At 63.0% G+C, this 17641-nt stretch carries 14 protein-coding genes; 7 read left to right on the forward strand and 7 right to left on the reverse strand.

The genetic code is table 11. The features are described 5' to 3' along the window. Positions 1-24: 24 nt before the first annotated feature. The 3 genes from SOP97_RS02915 to SOP97_RS02925 all read left to right on the forward strand — a co-directional run bounded on the left by SOP97_RS02915 (position 25) and on the right by SOP97_RS02925 (position 1926). Positions 25-240 (forward strand): dodecin, encoded by a 216-nt coding sequence (locus SOP97_RS02915; protein WP_274087343.1) that lies wholly within the window; start codon positions 25-27, stop codon positions 238-240. 176 nt (positions 241-416) lie between these two features. Then, positions 417-1412 carry an LLM class flavin-dependent oxidoreductase gene (locus SOP97_RS02920; protein WP_322948173.1) on the forward strand — a complete coding sequence of 332 codons (996 nt, stop codon included), beginning with the start codon at positions 417-419 and terminating at the stop codon, positions 1410-1412. An 82-nt stretch (positions 1413-1494) separates the two neighbouring features. Next, a complete protein-coding gene (locus tag SOP97_RS02925; RefSeq protein ID WP_322948174.1) occupies positions 1495-1926 on the forward strand; it encodes an OsmC family protein in 432 nt (143 codons plus the stop codon). A 187-nt stretch (positions 1927-2113) separates the two neighbouring features. Here SOP97_RS02925 and SOP97_RS02930 read toward each other — a convergent pair whose 3' ends face one another. Further along, positions 2114-2533, reverse strand: a complete 420-nt coding sequence (locus tag SOP97_RS02930) for a PA0061/PA0062 family lipoprotein (protein WP_322948175.1) — start codon at positions 2531-2533, stop codon at positions 2114-2116. 88 nt (positions 2534-2621) lie between these two features. Between SOP97_RS02930 and SOP97_RS02935 the strand changes: the two genes are divergently transcribed. Together SOP97_RS02935 and SOP97_RS02940 are read left to right on the forward strand one after the other, a co-directional pair. Beyond that, the gene (locus SOP97_RS02935; protein ID WP_322948176.1) at positions 2622-3692 is read left to right on the forward strand and encodes an aminopeptidase; all 1071 of its coding nucleotides are present in this window, start codon (positions 2622-2624) and stop codon (positions 3690-3692) included. Between the two features lie 46 nt (positions 3693-3738). Continuing rightward, entirely contained in the window at positions 3739-3969 is a 231-nt protein-coding gene (locus tag SOP97_RS02940; RefSeq protein ID WP_322948177.1) for a DUF1161 domain-containing protein, read from the forward strand. Positions 3970-4088: 119 nt separating this feature from the next. Here SOP97_RS02940 and SOP97_RS02945 read toward each other — a convergent pair whose 3' ends face one another. Then, positions 4089-4736 (reverse strand): HAD family hydrolase, encoded by a 648-nt coding sequence (locus SOP97_RS02945; protein ID WP_322948178.1) that lies wholly within the window; start codon positions 4734-4736, stop codon positions 4089-4091. A gap of 2 nt (positions 4737-4738) precedes the next feature. Beyond that, positions 4739-5281, reverse strand: a complete 543-nt coding sequence (locus tag SOP97_RS02950; protein WP_274087349.1) for a gamma carbonic anhydrase family protein — start codon at positions 5279-5281, stop codon at positions 4739-4741. Between the two features lie 172 nt (positions 5282-5453). Between SOP97_RS02950 and prlC the strand changes: the two genes are divergently transcribed. Both prlC and SOP97_RS02960 read left to right on the forward strand, forming a co-directional pair. Next, on the forward strand, positions 5454-7502 hold the full coding sequence (prlC, locus tag SOP97_RS02955) for an oligopeptidase A (protein ID WP_322948179.1): 2049 nt from the start codon (positions 5454-5456) through the stop codon (positions 7500-7502). Then, positions 7499-7777, forward strand: a complete 279-nt coding sequence (locus SOP97_RS02960; RefSeq protein ID WP_274087351.1) for a YheV family putative zinc ribbon protein — start codon at positions 7499-7501, stop codon at positions 7775-7777. The genes prlC and SOP97_RS02960 overlap by 4 nt, the downstream gene beginning before the upstream one ends. 78 nt (positions 7778-7855) lie before the next feature. Here the strand turns inward: SOP97_RS02960 and SOP97_RS02965 are convergent, their stop codons facing one another. The 4 genes from SOP97_RS02965 to recC form a co-directional block, all read right to left on the reverse strand. Further along, positions 7856-8668 (reverse strand): substrate-binding periplasmic protein, encoded by an 813-nt coding sequence (locus SOP97_RS02965; protein ID WP_274087352.1) that lies wholly within the window; start codon positions 8666-8668, stop codon positions 7856-7858. Positions 8669-8747: 79 nt separating this feature from the next. After that, positions 8748-10577, reverse strand: coding sequence for an exodeoxyribonuclease V subunit alpha (gene recD / locus SOP97_RS02970; RefSeq protein WP_322948180.1), 1830 nt, complete (start codon positions 10575-10577; stop codon positions 8748-8750). Positions 10578-10697: 120 nt separating this feature from the next. Then, positions 10698-14243 (reverse strand): exodeoxyribonuclease V subunit beta, encoded by a 3546-nt coding sequence (gene recB, locus SOP97_RS02975; RefSeq protein ID WP_274087354.1) that lies wholly within the window; start codon positions 14241-14243, stop codon positions 10698-10700. Beyond that, complete coding sequence (recC, locus tag SOP97_RS02980) at positions 14240-17530, reverse strand: exodeoxyribonuclease V subunit gamma (protein WP_322948181.1); 3291 nt, start codon at positions 17528-17530, stop codon at positions 14240-14242. The genes recB and recC overlap by 4 nt, the downstream gene beginning before the upstream one ends. Positions 17531-17641 lie beyond the last annotated feature (111 nt).

Here is a 17641-nt window from a genome sequence, read left to right on the forward strand (position 1 = left end):
ACTATCAGCCAAAGGAGAACGCTCATGTCCGATCATCACACCTACAAGAAAATCGAAATCGTCGGTTCCTCGAAAACCAGCATCGAAGATGCCATCGAGAATGCCCTCGCTGAGTGCGCCAAATCAGTCCGCAATATGGACTGGTTCGAAGTGGTGGAAACCCGCGGGCATATCGTCGACGGCAAAGTCGGTCACTATCAAGTCAGCCTGAAAGTCGGCTTCCGTATGAGCAACAGCTAGCCGCACCCAACGACCTGGCCAGCACATGCTCGCTGGCCAGGTTCAGCGCGCTGATCAACACCGTCCGCCCGAGAAACACACCCAACCCTTGGAATCTGCAGAACAAACCCCACTATCTAACTCAGGTATTGGCGCACTGCTGCGCCGTGCAAACGGATAATCCATAGGCAGACCCGATGAGCGCACTCGCACAGAGCAAATTCTCCACCCTTGATCTCGCCCCGATTCGTGACGACGGCAACGCCGCCCAGGCCCTGCACAACTCCCTGGCGCTGGCGCAGCATGTCGAGCGCCTGGGCTTCGAGCGCTTCTGGGTGGCCGAACACCACAATATGGATGGCATCGCCAGCTCGGCCACCTCTGTACTGCTGGGCTATCTGGCCGCCGGCACCTCAACCATTCGCCTGGGCTCTGGCGGCGTGATGCTGCCCAACCATGCCCCGCTGGTGATTGCTGAACAGTTCGGCACCCTGGCGACTCTCTATCCGGGGCGAATCGAGTTGGGCCTGGGGCGTGCACCGGGCGCCGATCACTTCACTGCGCAAGCCCTGCGCCGCGACCGCATTGGCAGCGCCGATGACTTCCCCGCCGACGTTGAGGAGTTGCAACGCTACCTGGGCCCGCGCACGCCCGATCAACGGGTGATCGCCATGCCGGGGGCGGACACCAACGTGCCGATCTGGCTGCTTGGTTCCAGCCTGTTCAGCGCCCAGCTGGCGGGCGAAAAAGGCCTGCCCTATGCCTTCGCCTCACACTTCGCGCCGCGCTATATGCATGAGGCGATTCGCGTCTACCGCAACCACTTCAAGCCCTCGGCGGTACTCGACAAACCTTACGTGATGCTCGGTGTACCGCTGATTGCCGCCGACACGGATGAACAGGCCGAATACCTGGCCACCTCGGCCTACCAGCGCATTCTGGCGCTGATTCGCGGCCAGAGCCTGGTACAGAAGCCACCGGTAAACAGCATGCAAGGCCTGTGGCTGCCGCATGAAAAAGAAGCCGTGAACAACTTCCTCGGCCTGGCGGTAATCGGCGGCCCGGAAAGAGTTCAGGCACGCCTGGAGATGCTGCTGGAGCAGACTGGCGCCGATGAGCTGATCTTCACCTGTGACCTGTATGACTTCGCCGATCGCCTGCATGCCTTTGAACTGCTGGCACAGCTGCGCTGATTTACCAACGGCAGGACAATTGACGAACTTGTGCGGCCAATAGCACTCCCAACCCTGTAACCCCACGCACAGGAGACGCACGATGAAGAAGACCGCATCAGCCCACTGGCAAGGTGGCATCAAGGATGGCAAAGGCACGATTTCGACCCAGAGCGGCGCGCTGAACAAAGTGCCTTATGGCTTTAATACGCGCTTCGAAGACCAACCCGGCAGCAACCCCGAGAAGCTGCTCGGTGCGGCCCACGCGGGCTGCTTTTCCATGGCGCTGTCCAAGGAACTGGGCGACGCCGGAATGACCGCCGAAAGCATCGAAACCCGCGCGGAGGTGACGCTCGACAAACAGGATGGCGGCTTTGCCATCACCGCCGTGCACCTGTCCTTGCACGCGAAAATCCCCGGAGCCGACCGCGCCGCCTTCGAGAAAGCCGTGGAAACCGCGAAGAACGGCTGCCCCGTCTCAAAAGTGCTAAACGCCGAGATTACTCTGGAAGCGGTGCTCGATAGCAGCCTCTAATTCAGAACCTGCTCACGATCTAGCGAGCTAGAGCACTGCAAGGCGCTACGTTAGTAACAGCCTCCGGCTGGTCAAAGCAGGCGAGGAAGCGGAGTGTACTGTTGTACATGAGCATTCCGACTGGGCTCGCATCCGAGCCTGTTTTTAACGCCGCAGGGCCGACGCGCAGCAGATCGTGGACAGGTTCTCAGAACGTACCGCAGCGCAAAACCTTGCCGCGCGCCAGCACATTGCGCTGCGCATCATAGAGCCAGGCCTGGGCTTTCATCTGCATGGGCCTGGCCTCTAGTCGGTAGCGCTGTCCGGCGACAAAGTTGTCATGTCGTATACGAATTTCGCAGGTCACCTGCCGCGGTTCGGAGAGGCCATCCTGGCCACCGCCGCTGTTTACCTCAAACTGAAAACGCGCCTGTAATTCATGGGCACCGGCGGGCACCTGAAAGTAGCGACCATCGTTGAGCCGCTGGCCATCGAGGCGATCAGCCATAAGCAGGGTGCCGGCATTGCTGCGCAGTTCAACCCAGGCTTGGCTCGGGTCAGGCGACGGTAGGGGCGAGGCGCAGGCGCTGAGCACCAGCATACTGCTCAATAAACCTAGGTAATGCATGGCATACCTCCCTCATTTAACTGCCCACTAGCCTACGCCGATCCTGCGCTGGTAGCGTGGCAGCCTGTCTATTCATCGGTAACTGGTCATGTTCGACACGCTGTCCTGGCGCTGGGTTGCACTGGTAACCACGCTGCTGCTGAGCGGTTGCAGCAGCCTGGATTACTACAGCCACCTGGCCAGTGGACAACTGCAGCTGCTCAAGGCCCGCGAACCGATTGCCGAGCTGCTGGCCAGGCCGACTGTCGAGCCCAGCCTCAAGCAGCGCCTGGCCCTGGCGCAACGCGCCCGCGACTTTGCCAGCGCAAACCTGGGCTTGCCAGACAACCAAAGCTATCGCCTGTATGCCGATATCCAGCGGCCCTACGTGGTGTGGAATGTGTTTGCCACCGAGGAGTTTTCCCTCGCGCCTAAGCTGCACTGTTTCCCCATCGCCGGTTGCGTGGCCTATCGTGGCTACTACAGTCAGAGCCGCGCGCGCGGGGCGGCGGCGCTGTTGAAGCAACAAGGGCTGGACACCTACCTGGCCGGCATCGAGGCCTATTCCACCCTCGGCTGGTTTGATGACCCAATCCTCAACAGCATGTTGCGCTGGAATGATGAGCGCCTGGTGGCGGTGATCTTCCACGAGCTGGCGCACCAAAAGCTGTATGTGATGGACGACACCGCGTTCAATGAATCCTTCGCCAGCTTTGTCGAGCGCGAAGGCCTGCGCCAATGGCGCGCCAAGCAGGGCCTGCCGCCTAACGATGCGCTGGGCGATGCACAACGCGAACAATTCGTCGCCCTGGTATTGGCCAGCCGCGCGCGCTTGCAGCAGCTCTACGACAGTGACTTAACGCCAGCGCAGATGCGCAGCGGCAAACAGGCCGAGTTCGCCCGCCTGCGCGCCGAATACCGCACGCTGCAGGCGCGGGAGTGGAACGGTGCAGGCTTGTACGACAACTGGATCAATGCGCCGCTGAACAACGCCAAGCTGTTGCCTTTCGGCCTTTATGATCGATGGGTACCGGCCTTCGCGGCAGTCTTTGCACAAGTCGGCCACGACTGGCCACGCTTCTATCAGCGCGTCGCGGTGCTGGGCCAGCTACCGTCAGCCCAGCGGCATAAGGCCCTGGCCAAACTATCTGCAGATACGCAGAACTTGCCTCGACAATAGCCAGTCCAACAGCTGTAAACCGTGTTCGCGCAAAAGGAGCCATGCTATGAACAACGTCACCCTGGCCATACTGCTTGGCCTGCTCAGCAGTAGCCTATTGGCTGCCCCTAAAGACTGCGAAGAGTTACGCGCGGAAATTGAAGTGAAGATTCAGGCCGCCGGTGTGGCCAGCTACACCCTGGAAATCGTGCCCAACGAAGACGCCCAAGACCCCAGCATGGTGGTCGGCAGCTGCGACGGCGGCACCCAGAAAATCATCTATCAGAAAAATGGCTAAATCTCGGCCGTAGGATGGGTTAGTCGCGCAGCGACGTAATCCATCAAATGGGCCGCAGTCGCCTGGTACAGCATGGGTATCGCTGCGCTCAACCTGCGCGGCCCGACCCATCCTTCGAGTTAGCCGATAAACGCTTGGTGCAACTCGGCCAGGCTGTTGAAGTGATAGGTCGGTGCTTCGGCCTGCAACTCTGCCGCACTGCCAAAACCATAGCCCACCGCCGCCGCATGCAGGCCATTACGCTGTGCGCCGATCAGGTCGTGCTTGCGATCACCGATCATCAGCGTGGCGGCGCGCGATAACTGCTCCTGCTCCAGCAGATGGGCGATCAGCTCGACCTTGTCGGTGCGCGTGCCGTCCAGCTCGCTGCCATAGATCACCTTGAAGTGCTTCGCGAAACCAAAGTGCCTAGCAATTTGCTCGGCGAATACCGTCGGCTTGCTAGTGGCAATAAACAACGTGCGCTGCTGGTTCTGCAGCAGCTGCAACAGCTCGCCCACACCGTCGAACAGCTGATTCTCATACAGGCCCACTTCACGAAAACGCTCGCGATAGTGGTTCACCGCCTGCCAAGCCGTGGCCTCGTCGAAGTTGTAACTGTGCATAAAACACTGCAACAACGGCGGGCCGATAAAGTGCTCCAGCGCTTGCAGATCAGGCTCATCGATACCCAACTTGGCCAGCGCATGCTGCACCGAACGGGTAATGCCCTCACGCGGATCGGTGAGGGTGCCGTCGAGGTCGAACAGGATATTGGTGTAATGCATCATCAGCTGCCGTAGCCTTCCATCAGGTGCTGGTCCTTCAACCGCACGTAGTTATCGGCGCTGTAGCGGAAGTAGCTGCGCTCTTTCTCACTCAGCTCGCGGGCTTTTTTCGCCGGGCTGCCGAGGTACAGAAAACCACTTTCCAAGTGGCTGCCGGGCGGCACCAGGCTGCCGGCGCCGAGCATGACCTCCTCATCAATCACCGCGCCGTCCATAACGATGCTGCCCATGCCGATCAGCACCCGGTTGCCGATATTGCAGCCGTGTAGGGTGACGTTATGGGCGATGGTGACATCGTCGCCGATCGTCAGCGGGTAACCGCGCGGGTTGAAGGGACCGGCATGGGTAATGTGCAGCACGCTGCCGTCCTGGATGCTGGTGCGCTCACCGATGCGGATGCTGTGCATGTCGCCACGGATCACCACCAGCGGCCAGATCGAGCTGTCCGCGCCAATTTCCACATCGCCCAAAACCACGGCCGAGGCATCAACAAAGGCCCGTGAGCCGAGCAGTGGAGTGAATTGCTGGTAAGTACGAATCGCCACGATAGAAACCTCTTAAGCTGCGTCTGACCTTGATTGTAATTAAGATGGCACCCATGTTCAGGGTATGCGCGCTGTTTTACCAACCGCCACTGCCCATTCAAGCCTACCCTGGGAGCCTTTTGTGCCCGCCGGGGTCACAGCTGCAAACCCATTCTGTTACAGGTGACCTGTCGTGACTGCCAACAACCCCCTGCTGCAAGCCTTCGATCTGCCGCCCTATTCCGCCATCCGCCCGGAGCATGTCGAGCCGGCAGTGGACAGCATTCTTGCCGACAGCCGTGCGGCCATGGCGCGCCTACTTGAACAACAAGCCGGCACACCCACCTGGGATGGACTGGTGTTAGCGCTGGACGAACTGGGCGCACGCCTGAGCCAGGCCTGGAGCCCAGTCAGCCACCTCAATGCAGTGTGCAACAGCCCCGAGCTGCGTGCCGCCTACGAGGCGTGCCTGCCCAAGCTGTCCGAGTACTGGACCGAAATCGGCCAGAACCAGCCGCTGTTCCAGGCCTATCAGGCACTGGCGAGCAGCCCGGCTGCTGCGGGTTTTGATGTGGCACAGAAGACCATTCTCGAACACGCCCTGCGCGACTTCCGCCTGAGCGGTATCGACCTGCCGGCCGAACAGCAGAAGCGTTACGGCGAAATCCAGATGAAGCTCTCCGAGCTGGGCAGCACGTTCTCCAACCAATTGCTGGATGCCACCCAGGCCTGGACCAAGCACGTCACCGACGAGGCCGCCCTGGATGGCCTGACCGATTCGGCCAAGGCGCAAATGAAGCAGGCTGCCGAGGCTAAGGAGCTGGACGGCTGGCTGATCAGCCTGGAATTCCCCAGCTACTTCGCGGTGATGACCTACGCCAACGACCGCGCCCTGCGCGAAGAGCTGTACGCCGCCTACTGCACCCGCGCCTCCGATCAAGGTCCGAATGCCGGCCAGCACGACAACGGCCCGGTGATGCTGGAAATCCTCGCCCTGCGTCAAGAACTGGCCAAGCTGCTGGGTTTTGCCAACTACGCCGAGCTGAGCCTGGCCAGCAAAATGGCTGAAAGCACCGATCAGGTGCTGCACTTCCTGCGCGACCTTGGCACCCGAGGTAAACCATTCGCCGAGCAAGACCTGCGCGAGCTGCAAGCCTTCGCCGCCGAACAGGGCTGCTTGGAGCTGCAAAGCTGGGACGTCGGCTACTACAGCGAGAAGTTGCGCGAGCAGCGCTACAGCATTTCCCAGGAAATCCTCCGTGCCTACTTCCCCATCGACAAAGTACTCAGCGGCCTGTTCGCCATTGTCGAAAAGCTCTACGGCATCCAGATCAAAGAACTCTCCGGCTTCGACGCCTGGCACCCGGATGTGCGCCTGTTTGAAATCACCGAGAACGGCGCGCACGTCGGCCGGTTCTTCTTCGACCTTTACGCCCGCGCCAACAAGCGCGGCGGCGCGTGGATGGACGGCGCCCGCGACAAGCGCCGTACGGCCGATGGCACGCTGATCAGCCCGGTGGCCAACCTGGTGTGCAACTTCACCCCGGCGGTCGGCGGCAAGCCGGCGCTGTTGACCCACGATGAAGTCACCACCCTGTTCCACGAATTCGGCCACGGCCTGCACCACCTACTGACCCGCGTTGAGCATGCCGGCGCCTCGGGCATCAACGGCGTGGCCTGGGATGCGGTCGAACTGCCAAGCCAGTTTATGGAGAACTGGTGCTGGGAGCCGGACGGCCTGGCACTGATTTCCGGCCACTACGAGAGCGGTGAGCCGCTGCCACAGGACCTGCTGGACAAGATGCTGGCGGCAAAGAACTTCCAGTCCGGCTTGATGATGGTGCGGCAGATCGAATTCAGCCTGTTCGACTTCGAACTGCACGCCACCCACGGCGACGGCCGCAGCGTGCTGGACGTACTCGAAGGCATTCGCAGCGAGGTCTCGGTGCTGCGTCCGCCGGCCTACAACCGCTTCCCCAACAGCTTCGCGCACATCTTCGCTGGCGGTTACGCGGCCGGTTACTACAGCTACAAATGGGCCGAAGTGCTGAGTGCCGATGCCTTCTCCAAGTTCGAAGAAGAAGGGGTATTTAACAGCGAAACCGGCCGCGCCTTCCGCGAAGCGATTTTGGCGCGCGGCGGTTCGCAGGCACCGATGGTGCTGTTTGTTGATTTCCGTGGCCGCGAGCCGTCAATCGACGCCCTGCTGCGCCACCTCGGTTTGAGTCAGGAGGCCGCATGAGCGACGCACCGATGAATGTCACCGCCAAACGCTTTATCGCCGGCGCGGTCTGCCCGGCGTGCAGCGAAATGGACAAGATCCAGATGTGGAATGTCGACGGCGTGCCGAACCGCGAATGCGTGGCCTGCGGCTACGCCGACACCCTCGATGAGCGCGGCAACTCGGTGCCCAAAGAGCTGCCCACGCGGGTCAATATCAGCACACTAAAACCCAAGGTGGCGAACCCCAAGGTACAGACGGTGCAGTTCTTCCCTAATCCGAAGCTGAAGAAATAAGCGGACGCTCTTTGTAAGCGCGCAACCGCTCCAGAGTGGCGGCCAGGGATGGCAGGCCATAAAGAACGCTGCACAGGCTTACTGCAACGGTGGCCTGCTGACCTGCTGCGGCAGAATGACTGGCTCGTTAGCCGTCACCCGAGGGCGAGCCTGCATATAACCCTCAAGTAGCCGTTGATAGCCGCCACTGGCTATAAGGCTCGCCAGCCCCGCGTTGAATCTTTCGATAATCTCCAGCCCACGTGGATGCGTGCGCGGCACGATCAAATACAAAGCGCTGGAACTGATCATGCGCGGGGAACGGCGAATCTGAGTGGGCGTAGCCCCCGTCAGCTGCAATGCAACGTCACCCAAACGTCGATCTGCAACAAAGAAGTCGTCACGGCCAATCAATACCAGCCGCACGCATTCCTTGAGGCCAATCGGTGAATGACGGCTCAGTGCGCCTTGATCAACCAAGGCCTGAATCATCGATGGCAGCTGCCAGCCCAGCGGGCTGCATACTCGACGCCCCTGCATGGTCTGCGCATCCGCCTGCGCTATGGGGTCATCAGCGCGGCTAAACAGATACGGTTCAACGACCAGCAGCGGCGCAGAGTAGAGGTACTCGAGCGCTCGTTCGGGCGTCTTTACGTAGGGAAACGTCGCGTCGTACTCGCCACGCAAAGTCTTCAGGTAACCACGATTCCACGGCCGCCATTCCAGCGTGCTATCAACACCACCCTGCTCCAGCGCGGCGTGCACAACCTGAGTGAGCAAGCCACCAGCCGGTAACGCTCTACCGGTAAAAGGGGCGTAATCATCTCCGGTGACTAAACGCAGCTCCTCGCTCATCACGGGATGGCAATACATCAGGCCCAATAGCAGGTAGGCAAGTCGCCGAGCACGCATCTGTTTTACGCCCCTAGCGCCCACTACTGCGACGCACGTTAAAGAGCCCGTGTAGGTATTTCACGGGTCCTGATCCTGGCTAATCAAATAATCCCAGTTGCCCATTGGTCGCAATGGGCGTATCCGAGCCCACAGCCGCAGGTGCATGGGCTAACCGCTCGGCCAACCCCGCCGCCCGCTCGGCGCGGGTCGCCACCGCCTCAGCCAAGCGCGGCGGCAGACCCCATATTTCCACCTTGCTCTTAGCGCGAGTGATGCCGGTGTAGAACAGGCTGCGACTAAGCAGCGGGCTCGGTTGCTCGGGCAGCACCAGCAGCACTTCGGCAAATTCCGAACCCTGACTTTTATGCACGGTCATGGCGAAGGCGCTGTCGTGGCTGGGCAGGCGTGCCGGAGCAAAGGGCCGGTAGCCGTCCTCACCCTCGAAGAACACGCGCAAACCGTATTCGGTGTGCAGGCAGATGCCAATATCGCCGTTGAACAGCCCGAGGGCGTAGTCGTTCTGCCGCACCATCACCGGCCGGCCGACGTACCAGCGCTCGCGGCTGGCCACCTGACTGCGGCGTTTGATCCGTGCTTCCAGTGCTTCGTTGATACCCGCCACGCCCCATGCGCCCTCGCGCTGGGCCGTCAGGGTGCGAAAGCTGTTGAAGGCGGCGAACGCAGCGGCGGCATCCGCACTTTTCGCCGCTGCCATATAAGGGGCGTAACCCTGGTCGAGACGATCGAGCAAATCCGCCGGTGTTGGTTCGGCGTTCCAGGCCAGATCGCTGCGACCCTCCTTGAGCAAATTGAGGGTGCCACTGACATCGCCGCCGTTAATGCGCCGCGCCAGCTCACCGATGCCGCTGTCACCGGCAAAGCGGTGGCTATGGGTTAGCAGCACAACGGCGTCGCCAAGCTTTGAGGCAGGCTCAGACACCGGCACGGGCTGGCCGGTGATGCGTTGCAAGTCGGCGGCAGCCTGGGCATCGAAGCCGCGCCCCTCGCATAACTCAGCAAACACCGCGCCGGCTTCCACCGCACACAGCTGGTCTTTGTCACCCAACAGAATCAACCGCGCCGTTGGCGGCAACGCGTCGAGCAGTTTGGCCATCAGCGCCAGGTCGACCATCGAGGCTTCGTCCACCACCAGCACATCCAGCGCCAGCGGGTTGGCCGCGTGATGCCGCACCTGCGGGCTGTCACCACGGCTGCCGAGCAAACGGTGCAGTGTGCGCGCTTCATCCGGCAGCGCAGCCTTGACCGCTTCGCTGACCGGCAACTCGGCCTTGGCATTACGAATCGCTTCGGCCATGCGCGCGGCGGCCTTGCCGGTGGGCGCGGCCAAACCGATAGCCAAATGCTCACAACCAGGCTGTTCCAGCAGTGCAGCAAGCAGGCGCACCACGGTGGTGGTTTTGCCAGTGCCGGGGCCGCCGGAGATCACCGCTAGCTTGCGCCGCACCGCTTGCGCAGCAGCCAAACGCTGCCAGTCGGGTTGTTGCGTATTAAAGGCAAACAGTCGCGTCAGGCTTTCACTCAACTGAGCATCGTCGATCTCAGGTAGATCGGCAGCGCGTTGCAGCAGTTGCGTGGCCAGATGCCGCTCATAGGCCTGATAGCGCGCCAGATACAGCCGACCGTGCTCAAGAATCAGCGGGATGAAATCGCCATCCGCGCCGACCAGCGGCGACGCGAGCAACTGCGTCTGCCAGTCCGCCAGTTTCGGTAGATTGAAGGCATGCTCAGGCCAAGGTCGCTGCCCTGCCAGTCGCGCCAGGGGCAGGCACACATCGCCCTTGTCCAACGCCATGCAAAGCAGTGCCGCCGAGGCCAACACCACCGGCGACGCCTGCGTATCGAGACGCTGCAGGCTATCGACCAGCGCGCACTCCAGTGGGCCAAGGGGAAAATCATCAAGCTGCATCACACGCTCCCGTAGGCTGGGTTGAGCAAAGCGATACCCAACATATTTGCGACAGGCCGGAGGATGGGTATCGCAGGCGATACCAGCGCAGCGTGGCCCGCCCCATCCTACAAACAGCCATCATTTACCCTCCGCGAACAACGTATCCAACGCATCCAACAGCCCATCGCTGGGCCGCGAGAAGTACACCCCGGCGCTCGGCATGCCGCGCAGAAACAGGTAGTAGGCACCGCCCAGTTGCTCGTTGTGGAAGTCGTCTAGGCGCTGACGCAGGAAGCGCCGCAGCGCCACCAGGTAGATCAGGTATTGCAGGTAGTAATGTTCGGCGGCCAGGGCTTGCAGCAGGCGGTCGCCACCGTAGTAGCTGGCATCCGGGCCGAGCCAGTTAGACTTGTAGTCGGCGATATACCAGCGGCCGTCGTGCTCGAAGGTCAGGTCGATAAAGCCTTTGAGAAAACCCTTGAGGCTGTCGAATTCCAAACGCGCCGCCGCGTCGCGCATCGGCGTCGGGAGGCCGTGGGCCGGATCACTGAGGATCGCCCGCAGGCGCTGCATATCCAGGCCGGCAACCGGGAAGGTAAAGCCCAGTTCGGGCAGGCGGCGCACAGGGTTTAGCCCGCTCAAGGTCAGGCCTTGGCCATCGAGATCGCAGTCGACCACCTGTTGCAGTTGTTCCAGCGCCACTGCGCTCCAGTCAGTGCTGATGCCATGACCGCTCAGGCCTGGCTCAATCAAGTCCGCCAATGAGGCCTTGCCGCGCGCCCAGTCTTCCAGAATGGCGTGCAGGCAGGTGCCGGCCCGCGCGCCACGGGGGAAGGCGAAAAATCCGCTGCCCGGCTCGCTGGCATCGGGCATCACCAAGCCATCGCGGTCCGGTGCTTCCATGTGCATGCCGGCAGCCAGGCCGGAGAAGCTGCCGACGCGCCAGGCGCTGTGCAGGCTGCGTTGCAAGGTGGAGAGCTGCTGCGGAGCCGGCGCGCGCTGTTCACCGGCGGCACTGGCTTCGGCGTGACGCAGCGGCTGCAGGCTCATATGGCCATGACTGCTGCCAACCAACTGTTCAATTTCCGCACGCAGCCCTTGCGAGCTGAGCGTTTGCAAATGCCCGGCTAGCTCGGCCAGGGCATCGTCACCCGGCAATTGCCGACCGTGCAGCAACCAGGCCAGGGCGCTGCTGTGCAGGCCGCTGTCGCCGAGGGTGCCGTCCTTTCTAGGTTTGCAGTCCACCGGCCCCCAGTGCAACCACAGGCGATCACGGGCACGGGTGAGGGCCACGTAGGTCAGACGTAACTTCTCGGCGAAGCGTTCATGGCGGGCCCGCTCGCGGTGCGTGTCGAGCTGTTCGCTGCCGAGGTCGAGCAACGGCGTGCCGTCGTCGGCGTGGCAGCTGATGTCTTCATGCTGACGCAGCAACGCGCCGTCCCACAGGTAAGGGCAGAACACCAACGGGTATTCCAGCCCCTTGGAGGTGTGGATGGTGACGATCTGCACCCGCTCGGCATCGCTTTCCAGACGCAGCAGGGCGTCCTCGCCATGGGCTTCGGCACTGCGCTGGGCGCTGAACCACGTAAGCAATTGCTCCAGACCGGGGCGTTGCAGGCTCTCGGTTTGCAGCAACTCGGCCAGATGCAGCAGGTTGGTCAAGCGCCGCTCACCGTCGACCAGCGCCAGCAGCCGCTGGGCGACTTTCTGCTCATCCAGCCAGGCACGGAAAGCGCGCATAAAGCCTTGTTGCTGCCACAGCTGGAGATAGCGCTCGGCCGCTTCGCGCTCGGCGTCCCAGACTTGCGCATCCTCGGTGCAGGCGGCCAGGTCGGCGGCGCTGCGACCGAGCAAACGGCTGGCCAGGGCATAGCGCAATGCGCCTTCACGGCCCGGCTCGGCGTAAGCGGCCAGTACGGCGCCGAGCTCAGCCGCCTCCTCGCTGTGCCAGACGTTTTCTTTACCGCGACGCACGCTGGGCACGCCACGGGCAGCCAGCTCTGCGGCAACTTCGCCGGCCTGACGGTGACTGGCGACCAGCACGGCAATATCGCCGCCTTTGATCGGCGTGCGCGTGTCGCCTTGAGCAAAGTACGCCTCGCCCTGACTGCTGGCGGCCAACACGGCAGCGATGCGCCGCGCCGTATCGGTGGCGACCAGCGCGCCCGCCTGGCCCTTGCCCAAGTGTTCGTCATCCAGCCAGACCAGCGCCAGCGGTGCGTCCTGCTCGCCCTCAACCGGCGGCAACACCAACTGCGCACGCGCCTTGTCGCTGGCCCCGACCTGCTGATAATCCAGGCCGGGCTCGGCGAACGGCATGGGCCGGTCGAACAGTTGATTGAGTGAAGCAATCAGCTGCGGCGTCGAGCGGTGGTTGGTGGTCAGGCTGTATTGCCGCGCCGCCTCGCTGCGCGCTTGCAGATAGGTCGCCAGATCAGCGCCGCGAAACGCGTAAATCGCTTGTTTAGGGTCACCGACAAAACACAGGTCGCCGGCGTCTTGATAGATGCGATGGAACACCCGGTACTGCACCGGATCGGTGTCCTGAAACTCGTCGATCAGTGCCACTGGGTATTGCGTGCGCAGGGTGCTCGCCAAGTGCTCACCGCCCTCGCCCTGTAACGCCTGCTGCAATTTGTTGAGCAGGTCATCGAAGGCCAACAGACGCTGCGCCGCCTTGCGCGCGGGCAGTTGTTCGTTGAGCTGGCCGATCAGGTGGACTTGCAGGTCGATCAGGCGTTGTTCTGCTTCTGGCTGCGCAGCATCCAGGGCATCACACAGCTCTTGCAACGCAGCAGCCAGCGGATTGGTCGGCGCTTCGCAGCCCTTCTTGCTAGCCTTGTTCAGCCCCTCGCGGGCCAGGCGGCGGTGTGCTTCGGTTTTGCTGAACAGCGCGGCGGCATCGCTGAAATAACCGTCCAGCTCGGTCTGCCAAACACCCAGCTTGGCCGGGTTGCACATATTGCTCTTGAAGCCGTCGAAGGCTTTTAGCTGCTCCAGCCAAGCCGCACTTTCGCCCTGCCAGAGACGCTGCGCCTGTTGCCAGGCGGCGCGCAGGGCAGCCATGTCGCTGTGCGTGCCCGGCTGCGGCTCGATGCGCAGGTAGGGTTTACCGAGGTGATTGCGCAAGCGCTGACGCAGGCTTTGCGGGGTGATTTTCTGCTGCACCAGAAACGCCGCCCACTCTGGCTCGGCCACCGCCAGCTCATGCCGCCAGAGGTCGGCGAGCAGCGCGTCGATAATCTCGCGGTCGTCGTGGGTCAGCTCGTTATCGAAGTCGCCACCGGCCTCGAACGCGGCATCCTGCAAGGCGCGCTGACAAAAGCCGTGGATGGTGAAAATCGCCGCCTCATCAAAACCGTGCACCGCCAACAGCAGCCGCCGATGGCTGGCGGCGTCCGGGTACTGCGCATGCAGCGCGTTAAGCAGCGCGTCATCGACAGGGCCGTTGTCATACACCGCCAGCAGTTCGGCCAAGCGTTTGCGGATGCGCTCGCGCAGTTCAGCGGTGGCGGCGGTGGTAAAGGTCACCACCAGAATCTGGCTGACGCTGAGCTGCTTTTCCAGCAGCAGACGGGCGTACAGCGCGGTCAGAGTCCAGGTCTTGCCGGTGCCGGCGCTGGCCTCGATCAGCGAGCGGCCGCTGAAGCTGTCGTGCAATAGGTCTAACGCTGCGCCACTCATGCCTCGTCCTCGTCACTGCCTTGCAGGGCGTCCAGCGCCGGGCCGTAGAGCTGTTCGGCGAGCGCTTCAAAGCGTTCATCCAGCGGCTCGCGGTCGCGGAAGGCCAGGGCATTCCAGGGGTCTTGGCCTTCGCCGGTCATGTAGTCGTTGCCTTGCCACATCACCCGCGCCTCGCTGCGGGCGGCGTCAATCGGCTCTTTGCGCCCGGGTTTGCGCCATTTGGTGGCAAAGCCATAGCTGCATTTGGCTAACAGCGGCAGCGGTTCGCACAGCGCACTTTTGTAGGCTTCGAGCCAGGGCTCCAGCAGTTGCAGAGGAGCCGCCAGCGGCCCCAGCCGCCATTCGCGTTTTGGCGACAGCAAGCGGCTCTCGCGGCTGATGCCCGGCGTCGCGGCGCAGTTGAGCAGCAGGTGACGCAGCCAGAACGGGGCCAGCTCCCACGCGCCGAGGTCGCGCAGGCGGTAATCGAATAAGCCCTCACTGGTCACCCCATCCAGCCAGCCGTGAATGCGCACGCCGGCCAGTTCGAGATCCACCAGCAACGGCTGTGCGGCATCGTCCGGGCGCTCGTCGAACAGGGTTGGCGCAAAGGCGCGGATCGGCCCGCGAATCTGCCCCCAGTGCGCCTGGCCAAGCTCACCCACCGGCAGCCAACCGGATGCCGCAGCCACCGCGCGCTCCTGGCGCTCGCTCCAGCCACGCTCGACGGCCTGCAACGCCAACTGGCGCAAGCCATGCTGACTGGTCCACTCGACGCTGAACGGCTCATCACCGGCCAGGGCTTCTTCGGTTTGCGCCAGGCGCAGGCCGAGACGCTGTTCCAACAGGTAGCGCGCCGGGTGTTTGAAGCAATGGATCAGTTGGCTCGGCTCGATGCTCAGCGCCGCACCGCACCGCCCGTCTTGATCGGGGGGCGCCAATACACTGGCAAACGGCGCGGCACTTTCCACCGCCTGACTCAGGCGCTGCGCCGCATGAAACCAGGGCGCGGCAAAACCGGCATGGCGGTCGCCGGCGAAGTTACCGGGGGCGAAGGGCTGCAGCGGGTGCTGATGGGTGATGCGGGCGCTGGCCGGGCCGCTGGCAGCGACGGCAGTGAGGTCGACCACATCGAGCAACTCGCTGACCAGCACCGAGGGCGGCAGCTCGGCATTGCTGCGCGGGTCGCGGCCGACATAGCTGAGGTACAGGCCGCCACGGGCCGAGAGCAGGGTTTCCAGCAGCAGGTAGCGGTCATCCAAGCGGCGGGCGCGGTCGCCACGCCGCGGTTTCTGCCCGATCAGGTCGAAGCCGGCAGCGGGGGTACGCCGCGGCAGCGCGCCGTCATCCAGGCCGAGCAGGCAGACCAAGCGGAACGGCAGGCTGCGCATCGGCACCATGGTGCAGAAGGTCACCGCGCCGGTAAGAAAGCCCGACGCCGCGCTGCCCTGCTCCAACGCCGCCGTCAGTTGCTGACGAATCAGCGCCAGCTCAATCGGCCGCTCGACGCCGGAGGCCGTGGCCTGCTCCTGCAAGGCGGCGCAGGCCTTGGACAACAGCAATAAGGTGTCGCCGGCTTCCCGCTCATCAAACAGCTGGTCGATCAAAACTTGCAGCGACTCGGCCCACTCGCCCAAGGCACGTGGCCGTTGCAGGCTCTGCGCCAACGCGGCCAAGCGCTCGACAAACCCAGCCAAGCGCCCGAGCAATTGCGCGCGAGCACCTTCCAGCGCATCCAGCGGCCAGCTGGTGCCGAGCAAGGGCGCAGCCAATCCGGCCAACTGTGGCGGCGCGGCAAAGCCCAGCAGCAACCGATCCAGCCCTTGTCGCCAGGTAAACGCGGCATCGGCCGGCAAGCCCAGTTGTTCGCGGTGCGCGTCATCGCGGCCCCAACGCACACCCGCCTCACGCAACCAGTCGCGCAGCAGACTGAGGTCTTCGGCTTCGATCCCGGCACGGCGGGCGACGGCGGGCTGCTCCAGCAGGGTCAGTACGTCTTCGGCGGTAAAGCGGCTGTCCGGCAGCGCCAGCAGGCTGAGGAAGGCCTCGATCAGCGGGATTTCCGCGCGCAGGCTACGGTCGGCCAGGCTGAACGGCACGCGCGGCACGCCTTCACGCGGGGCGAACACCGCTTCGATATAGGGCGCATAACGCTCGATATCCGGGGTCAGCACCACCACTTGATCGGGGGTCAGCTCAGGTTCGGCAGCAAAGCGGGCGAGCAGTTGGTCATGCAGAATTTCCACTTCGCGCAGCGGCGAGTGAGCGATGTGCAGCTCCAGCGAACGGTCGTCGTCGCGCAGTTGCAGGCGCTCATCCGGCTGCCGGGTATGCAGGCGCAGGATGTCGTTCTGCAGCGCTTGCAGCAGGCTGCCATCAATCAGGTCAGCGTCCTCGGAGTACAGGCCGACTTCCTGACTGCCTTCGCTGGAGGCCAGGCTAAACAGACTGTCGAAGAAGTCGCGGCCCTGCTTGCCCAGACTCGCCAATAGCGGATGGCCGACATCCAAATACCAGTCATCCGGACTCAGCTCCTGGTTAGCCGCTGCGCTTTGCGGCTGCCGTGCCAACTCGCGGATATCGCGTATCTCGCCCCAGGCCTCGCGGCAGGGATTGAGGGCGAAGATCACCACTTCGGTGTGCCGCGCCAAACCTTCCAGCACGCGCATATGGTGCGGCGGCAAGCTGCTGATGCCAAACACCAGCACGCGCTCGGGCAGGTCGTTGATCGGAGTGGCGTCGTACAAGCGGGCGAGCAAGTCTTCGAGCAGGCGCGCACGGTGCGGGTGGCCATCTTTGGTCAGCTCACGCCAGAGCAGCGCCTGCCAGGCTTCATCCGCGCCGAGGTCAAGCAGTTCATTGCGCTCCCAGGCGGCCAGCCAATCGTCGCGATACAGCAGGTATTGGTCCAATACGTCGGCTATCTTGACGGCAAGCGACAGCCGCCGGCGTTCATCGCCTCCCTCCAGGTAGTGCGCCAAACGCGGTGCTTGCGCCAGCTGCTCGGGCTCGCACAGCCAGTCATACAGGCGCCAACTCAAACTGCTGGGGCTGAAGGCCGATTGCTCCGGCAGCTGGCCCAGACACAGACGCGACATATCCCAGACAAACTTGGCCGGCAGTTGTACTTCCAACTGCATGGCGATGCCTTGCTTGCGCGCCAGCTCCAGGGTCAGCCAGCGGCCCATGCCCTGGCTCGGTACCACGACCAAGGCCGGGGCAAACGGATCGTGCATTGGCGTGGCCAACAACGTCGTGGCCAGGGCGCCAAGGGTTTCAAGGTCGGGGGCGTGGTAGAGGCTGAGCATCGGGTAACCGGCAGGCTGTCGAGGGCGCTAGGTTAGCAGCTCATCCACCGCCTCGGCAGGTATCCGCATGGCACGGCCGTACTTGATCCAGATCAATGGTTTTACCCATGC

It is taken from the genome of Pseudomonas spirodelae (assembly GCF_034653255.1).
Classification (GTDB): domain Bacteria; phylum Pseudomonadota; class Gammaproteobacteria; order Pseudomonadales; family Pseudomonadaceae; genus Aquipseudomonas; species Aquipseudomonas spirodelae.